The organism is Micromonospora sp. 15K316, assembly GCF_004348525.1.
GTDB lineage: Bacteria > Actinomycetota > Actinomycetes > Mycobacteriales > Micromonosporaceae > Micromonospora.
On sequence record NZ_SMKG01000271.1, the window covers coordinates 1 to 7,079 of the forward strand.

The following is a 7,079-nucleotide window of genomic DNA, read 5'->3' on the forward strand; positions in this document are numbered from 1 at the left end:
GCCCCGGCCAGAGGTGTGCACTTCCACCGAAAGTGTCGTCTCCAGGGCATGCGAGGCAACACCTTCCCCGAAAGTGCGCGGACACTGCCGCGCCCGGCGGGGCCGGCGGAGTGCGCGGGAGTGCGGCGGTTTACAGGGGGCGGAGACGGGGTCGGGCCCCGGAGCGCGGTGCTCCGGGGCCCGACCGTTCGCGGCTCGGCCGTCAGGCGGCTTCGGCGGTGGTGCGGATCCGGTCCAGCGCCGGGGCGGAGACCGGGCTCTCGGCGGTCAGGTACGCCACGAAGGCGTCCAGGTCGATCAGGCCGGTGACCAGGTTCGTGCCGGCGGTGAGGGCGCTGAAGCCGTCACCCCCGCCGGCCAGGAAGTTGTTCACCGTCACGCGGTAGGTGGCCGCCGGATCGACGGTGACGCCGTCCAGCGTCAGGCTGCCCCGGACCACCCGGGTACCGGCACACGGGTCGGCCGCCGTGCCGGTGGCGCCGTTCGGGTCGACCACGTAGCGGACGCTCGACGACGGGTAGAGGACCCGGTTGACCACGAACTGCTGCTCCAGCACGCAGTAGAGCTGCCCGCCGGTGAGGTCGAGCGTCACCAAGTTGTTGGCGAACGGCTGGACGGTGAACGCCTCCTCGTAGCTGACCGGGCCGGCGTCCAGGTCGGCCCGTACCCCGCCCGGATTCATGAACGCGGCGACCGCGTTCTGCTCGTCGTCGGTCGCGGCCAGCTGCGCGTCCGCGATCAGGTTACCGAGGGCCGACTCGCCCGCCGTCGTACCGAAGAGGGTCTCCTGGCTCCGGGTGATCGACTCGGTGGTCTCGCCGACCTGGCGATCGGCGACCGGACCGAGGACTGTGGTGTAGCGGTCGATCAGCGCGGTCTGCTTCGGGTCCTTGGCCACGTCACGGGTGACCACGACGTTCTCGGCCTTCGCGCTGAGCACGTCGCCGCTGCGCCGGTCGATCTTCAGGTCGATGTCGGTCACCAGCCGCCCGAACGAACTGGCGCTCGTCACCAGCTTTCCGTTGATCTCGCAGTTGTACGCCTGGTGCGTGTGCCCGCTGACCACCACGTCGATCGACGGGTCCATCCGGTTGGCGATGTCCACGACCGGGCCGGTCATGCCGACGCAGTCGTTGATGCCGCCGCCGGCGGCCTGGGTGCCGCCCTCGTGCAGCAGGACGACTATCGTCTGCACACCCTTTCGGCGCAGCTCCCGGGCGTACCGGTTGGCGGTCTCCGCCTCGTCGGCGAAGCTCAGGCCGGCGACGCCGGCCTGGCTGACGATCTGCGGGGTGCCCTCCAGGGTCATCCCGATGAACCCGACCTTGACGCCCTGGACCTTGTGAACGGCGTACGGCGGGAGCAGTGGCCGCCCGGTCGCGGTCTTGAACGCGTTGGCCGAGAGGTACTGGAAGCCGGCGCCGCGGTACGGGGTGCCGTCGGCGCAGCCGTCCACGGGGTGGCAGCCGCCGTTCTGGATCCGCAGCAGCTCGGCGGCGCCCTCGTCGAACTCGTGGTTGCCGACGCTGGCGTAGTCGAGCCCGGCCATCGACAGCGCCTCGATCGTCGGCTCGTCGTGGAACGCGGCGGAGAGCAGCGGGGACGCGCCGATCAGGTCACCGGCGGCGACGGTGATGGTGTTCTTCTTCTTGGCGGCGGCGCGCAGCTCGGCCAGGTGGGTGGCGAGGTATTCGACGCCACCGGCGGGCTGACCGTCGATGGTGCCGCTGGAGCCGCTCGGCGGTTCGAGGTTGCCGTGGAAATCGTTGAGCGCGAGCAGGGTGACGTCGACGGGCTTGGCACCCGCCTCGGCCTGGTCCGGCGTGCTGGTGACCGCGCCGAAGGCGGCCACCGCGAGCACGGTCAGGCCGACTGCGGCCCGACGCATCGCGGGGATGGTCATGAAACTCCTCGAAGGACTCGGGTAGGGGAGCCCGGACGACCGGGCCCTTACCGGCACAGTCGGAAGGAGGCAGCTGTCGGAGGTTACTGCCGTCGGGCACAGCCTCTCATCGATCGGCCCGCCGGGCGACCGGTGAGAGCTGCGAATACGTCGACAACTCGCGGTGTCTGCCGGACGAGCCCGAGGTGACGGTGCGGTCGGGACGGATCGGGCGCGCGTGCGCAGCGCGCCGCCGTGGCTCAGAACCCGCAGGTCTCTCCGGCCGAGTGGCTGACCTGGACGGTGTGCGTGACGCACCCGCCGTCGGCCACCAGGTGGAGCAGGAACCCGGTCGGCTCGGTGACCCAGCCGATCGGCTCGTCCGGGGTCATGGTGAGCGACGCCTGCCGCCACGTGCTCGGGGCGGTGGTGAGCACCGTACCGGCGAAGGCCGCGGTGACCGGCCGGTGCAGGTGCCCGGCTCCGATCCGGACCACGTGCCGATGCCGACCGACCACCTCGGCGAGCGCGTCGGCGTCCGCCAGCCCGGTCGGGTCGGCGGCCGGTATTCCCACGACCACCGGCGGGTGGTGCAGGAAGACCAACGCCGGCACGTCCGGCCGCCCAGCCAGCACGCCGTCGAGCCAGCCCCGCTGCTCCTCGCCGAGCTGCCCGCCGTCCGCGCCCGGCACCAGCGAGTCCAGGACGATGATGGTGGCCGCCGCGTGGTCGACGTGGTAATACGCCGAGAAGCCGCCGCCCAGCCACGGTGTGCCGCCGAACTGGTCGAGCAGCGACTCGCGGTCGTCATGGTTACCCGTCGCCAGGTGCACCGGCAGCGGGAACCGGCCGATCACCTCCCGGAGCACGAGGTACTCGTCGGGTCGCCCGCGATCGACCAGGTCGCCGCTGATCACCACACAGTCGGGACGGGGCCGCAGCGCGAGCACCCGGCCGAGCGCCTGGTGCAGCCCGGCGGCCGGCTCGGCGGCGAGCGGCCCGGTGGTCAGGTGCGGGTCGCTGAGCTGGGCGATGAGCATCGGCACGCCTCCTCGCGGGCGGGACCTTCACGCTATCGTCGCCCCGCCTCGCGCGGGGCCCCGCTGGATCCACCGGCCCTGTCCACAGCCTGTGGATGGCACATGTGTACGAAGACGCTGCGCAATCCTGATCGGGGCGGCACCTGTCACGTCATGAGTACGCTTGGTCGCAGGCTCGGCACCGGCCGGACCCACCCCTACCTGGAACGACGAGCGAGTGGATCACCAGCGGATCATCCGTGACGTCACGGCCGCCCTCCCCACGGCCCCGACCGCCCTCGACGCCTGCCAGCGGTTCGTCACCGCGCTCGCCGGGCACACCCCGGCGGCCGTCTCCGTGCTGCTCCAGGTGCAGGAGCGGTTGCGCTGCGTCGCGGCCACCGGCGCCTGGCAGGTCTTCTCGACCGTGCCGCCGAAGACCGGCATCGTCGGCCGGGTGTACGCCACCGGTGAGACCGCCGTCGTACCCGACGTCACCGCCGAACCCGACCACCTGCCGATCCGGCCCGACGTCGTCGCCGAGATCTGCGTACCGGTGGTCGACCCGGCCGGGCGCCCGGTCGGCGTGCTGGACCTGCAGTGGAGCGCGCCGCTCGACCTGGCACCGTGGCGGGTCACCGCCGAGCGGCTCGCCTCCCGCCTCGGCGCCCGGATCATGGCGCTCGGTGGGCCGCCGGCCGAGAGCCGCAGCGAGAAGCTGCTCCGGCACGCCGCCGCCCTCTCCGCCGCGACGACGGAGTGCGAGCTGATCACCGCGGCGATCTGCGCCGCCCGCGACGTCTCCGGGCTCGCCGCCCCGGTGCTGCTGCTGACCGGCCGCGCGGAGACCCGGCTCGGCAGGCCGCCGCGCACCCCGAACGAGCTGGAGATCCGGATCCGTGCCGAGCTGACCGAGGCCGGGCCGGCGGCGCTCGACCGGATCGTCGGGCGGGTCCACCGCTACGGCGCCGGCTACACCCTCGGCGAGGCCGGGCAGCCGCCGACGGAGGAGTACGTTCCCCTGGCCCGCGCGGGCGTACGCACCCTGGTGGCGGTCCCGCTCGGGCCACCCGACGGCGGCGGTGTGCTGCTCGTCGCCGACGAGCGTCTGGTCCGCCCCGATCCCACCACGGTGAGCCTGATGGAGCTCCTGGCCGGCCAGGCCTGGAACAGCCTGGACCGGATCCGCACCCTCGACCGGCTGCGCGAGCAGGCGAGCTCCGACCCGCTCACCGGGCTGCGGCACACCGGGCCGTTCGGCAAGCGGATCGCGGCGGCCACGCCGGGGCGTACGGCGCTGCTGGCGGTCGACGTGGACGGCTTCAAGACGGTCAACGACACGTACGGCCACCAGGCCGGCGACCGGCTGCTGATCGGCCTGGCCCGGGCGCTGGAGGGTGCGTTGCGGCACGGTGACGAGCTGTACCGGATCGGCGGCGACGAGTTCGTCGCGGTGATCGAGGTGAACCGGCCGGAGGAGGCGGTCCGGATCGCCGAGCGGCTCACCGAGGCGGCCCGGCGCACCGGCCACACGATCAGCGTCGGGGTGGCGCTACCGCGCCCCGGCGAGTCGGCCGAACTCACTCTCCGCCGCGCCGACCAGGCGCTCTACACGGTCAAGCGGCAGGGCCGCGACGGCGTACGCCTGGCCCCGGCCTGATCCGTCCGTCCCGATCCCGGGCGGTCGCGGCGGCCCGGAGCGACGCCGGTCAGGACCGGGTCAGCTCGGCGGCGAGCAGCTCGGCGATCTGGGCGGTGTTCAGGGCCGCCCCCTTGCGGAGGTTGTCGCCGGTGATGAAGAGGTCCAGGGCGCGCGGGTCGTCGAGGGCCCGGCGGATCCGGCCGACCCAGGACGGGTCGGTGCCGACCGCGTCGATGGGCATCGGGAACTCGCCGGCGGCCGGATCGTCGACCAGGATCACGCCCGGGGCGTTCCGCAGTACCTCGCGGGCGCCCTCGGCGTCCACCTCGGTGGCGAAGACGGCGTGCACGGCTACCGAGTGGCCGGTCACCACGGGCACCCGTACGCAGGTGGCGGAGACCTTCAGGTCGGGCAGGCCGAGGATCTTCCGCGACTCGTTGCGGACCTTCATCTCCTCCGAGGACCAGCCGCCGTCGGCCGGCGAGCCGGCCCAGGGCACCACGTTCAGCGCGAGCGGGGCCGGGAAGGGGCCGAGCTCGTCGCCGACCGCCTGGCGGACGTCGCCCGGCCGGGAACCGAGCACCCGATCGCCGGCGATCTTGCCGAGCTGCGCGTGCAGGGCGTCCACGCCGGCCTGACCGGCGCCGGAGACCGCCTGGTACGAGGAGAGGACCAGCTCACGCAGGCCGTACTCGCGGTGCAGCGGGGCGATCGCGACGATCATCGCGAGGGTCGTGCAGTTCGCGTTGGCGATGATGCCCTTCGGTCGGTTGCGTACCTGCTCGGGGTTGATCTCTGGGACCACCAGCGGCACGTCCCGGTCCATCCGGAAGGCCCCGGAGTTGTCGACGACGATCGCGCCACGCGCGACCGCTACCGACGCCCACCGCGCCGAGACCTCGTCGGGCACGTCGAACATCGCGACGTCGACCCCGTCGAACGCCTCCGGCGTGACGGCCTGGACGGTCAGCTCGTCGCCCCGGCACCGGATCCGCCGCCCGACCGATCGTTCGGAGGCGAGCATCCGGATCTCGCCCCAGACGTTGCGGCGGGCGCTGAGCAGCTCACACATGACGGTGCCCACGGCACCGGTCGCGCCGACGACGGCGAGGGTGGGCAGCTCGCCCATCGGCCCTACCGCCCGGTGCCCGCGTAGACCACGGCCTCGGTGTCGCCGCCGAGGTCGAAGGCGTCGTGGATGGCACGGACCGCCGCGTCGAGGTCGGTGTCCCGGCAGACCACGGAGACCCGGATCTCCGAGGTCGAGATCATCTCGATGTTGACGCCGGCGGCGCCGAGGGCGGCGAAGAAGCCGGCCGCCACACCGGGGTGGGAGCGCATGCCCGCGCCGATGAGCGACACCTTGCCGACGTGGTCGTCGTAGAGCAGGCCCTTGAACTTGACCGACTCCTGGATCTTGCTGAGCGCGGCCATCGCGGTCGGACCGTCGGTCTTCGGCAGGGTGAAGGAGATGTCGGTGCGTCCGGTGCCCTCGGTGGAGACGTTCTGCACGATCATGTCGATGTTGATCTCGGCGCTCGCCGCGGTGTCGAAGATCCGCGCGGCGGCACCCGGCTCGTCCGGCACGCCGACGATCGTGATCTTCGCCTCGCTGCGGTCGTGGGCGACCCCGGTGATCAGTGCTTGCTCCACAGGAAGGTCCTCCATCGATCCGGTGACCATCGTGCCGGTGTTGGTCGAGTATGACGAACGGACGTGGATCGGCAACCCCGCCCGGCGGGCGTACTCCACGCTCCGCAGGTGCAGGACCTTGGCGCCGCAGGCGGCCAGCTCCAGCATCTCCTCGTAGGTGATCTGCTTGATGTGCCGCGCGTTGGGCACGATCCGTGGGTCGGCGCTGAAGATGCCGTCCACGTCGGTGTAGATCTCGCAGACGTCGGCGTGCAGGGCCGCGGCGAGCGCGACCGCCGTGGTGTCCGAGCCGCCACGGCCCAGCGTGGTGACGTCCTTGGTGTCCTGCGAGACGCCCTGGAAGCCGGCGACGATCACCACCGAGCCCTCGTCGAGCGCGCCCTTGAGCCGGCCCGGGGTGACGTCGATGATCCGCGCCTTGCCGTGCACCGAGGTGGTGATCACGCCGGCCTGGGAGCCGGTGAACGAACGGGCCTCGTAGCCCAGGTTGTGGATGGCCATGGCGAGCAGCGCCATGGAGATGCGCTCCCCGGCCGTGAGCAGCATGTCCAGCTCACGGCCCGGCGGCAGCGGGCTGACCTGGTTGGCCAGGTCGAGCAGCTCGTCGGTGGTGTCACCCATCGCGGAGACCACCACCACGACGTCGTCACCGGCCTTGCGCGCGGCGACGATCCGCTCCGCGACCCGCTTGATCCGCTCCGCGTTGGCGACGGAGGACCCGCCGTACTTCTGCACCACGAGTGCCACGACGGTGCGCTCCCTCCCAGTGACCCTGAGCGTGCCGACGCCGCCGGTCAGCTGGCCGGCGGCGCGCGTCAGACCTCCCCAGGGTATCGGGCCGGCCGCGCCGCCGGGTCAGGTGATCCCACCATCCGGCCCGGCC

The 7,079-nt window shown here is 72.5% G+C and carries 5 protein-coding genes; 1 reads left to right on the forward strand and 4 read right to left on the reverse strand.

Features of this window, described 5'->3' with window-relative positions:
- Window positions 1-202 precede the first annotated feature (202 nt).
- Together E1211_RS29080 and E1211_RS29085 are read right to left on the reverse strand one after the other, a co-directional pair.
- Window positions 203-1,903 (reverse strand): bifunctional UDP-sugar hydrolase/5'-nucleotidase, encoded by a 1,701-nt coding sequence (locus tag E1211_RS29080; RefSeq protein WP_132352936.1) that lies wholly within the window; start codon window positions 1,901-1,903, stop codon window positions 203-205.
- Between the two features lie 239 nt (window positions 1,904-2,142).
- Window positions 2,143-2,922, reverse strand: coding sequence for a phosphodiesterase (locus E1211_RS29085; protein ID WP_132352938.1), 780 nt, complete (start codon window positions 2,920-2,922; stop codon window positions 2,143-2,145).
- A 217-nt stretch (window positions 2,923-3,139) separates the two neighbouring features.
- Between E1211_RS29085 and E1211_RS29090 the strand changes: the two genes are divergently transcribed.
- A complete protein-coding gene (locus E1211_RS29090) occupies window positions 3,140-4,561 on the forward strand; it encodes a diguanylate cyclase (RefSeq protein WP_132352940.1) in 1,422 nt (473 codons plus the stop codon).
- Window positions 4,562-4,610: 49 nt separating this feature from the next.
- Here E1211_RS29090 and E1211_RS29095 read toward each other — a convergent pair whose 3' ends face one another.
- Together E1211_RS29095 and E1211_RS29100 are read right to left on the reverse strand one after the other, a co-directional pair.
- Window positions 4,611-5,672: an aspartate-semialdehyde dehydrogenase gene (locus E1211_RS29095; protein WP_132352942.1), complete on the reverse strand. Its 1,062-nt coding sequence runs from the start codon at window positions 5,670-5,672 to the stop codon at window positions 4,611-4,613.
- Between the two features lie 5 nt (window positions 5,673-5,677).
- On the reverse strand, window positions 5,678-6,943 hold the full coding sequence (locus tag E1211_RS29100; protein WP_132352944.1) for an aspartate kinase: 1,266 nt from the start codon (window positions 6,941-6,943) through the stop codon (window positions 5,678-5,680).
- Window positions 6,944-7,079 lie beyond the last annotated feature (136 nt).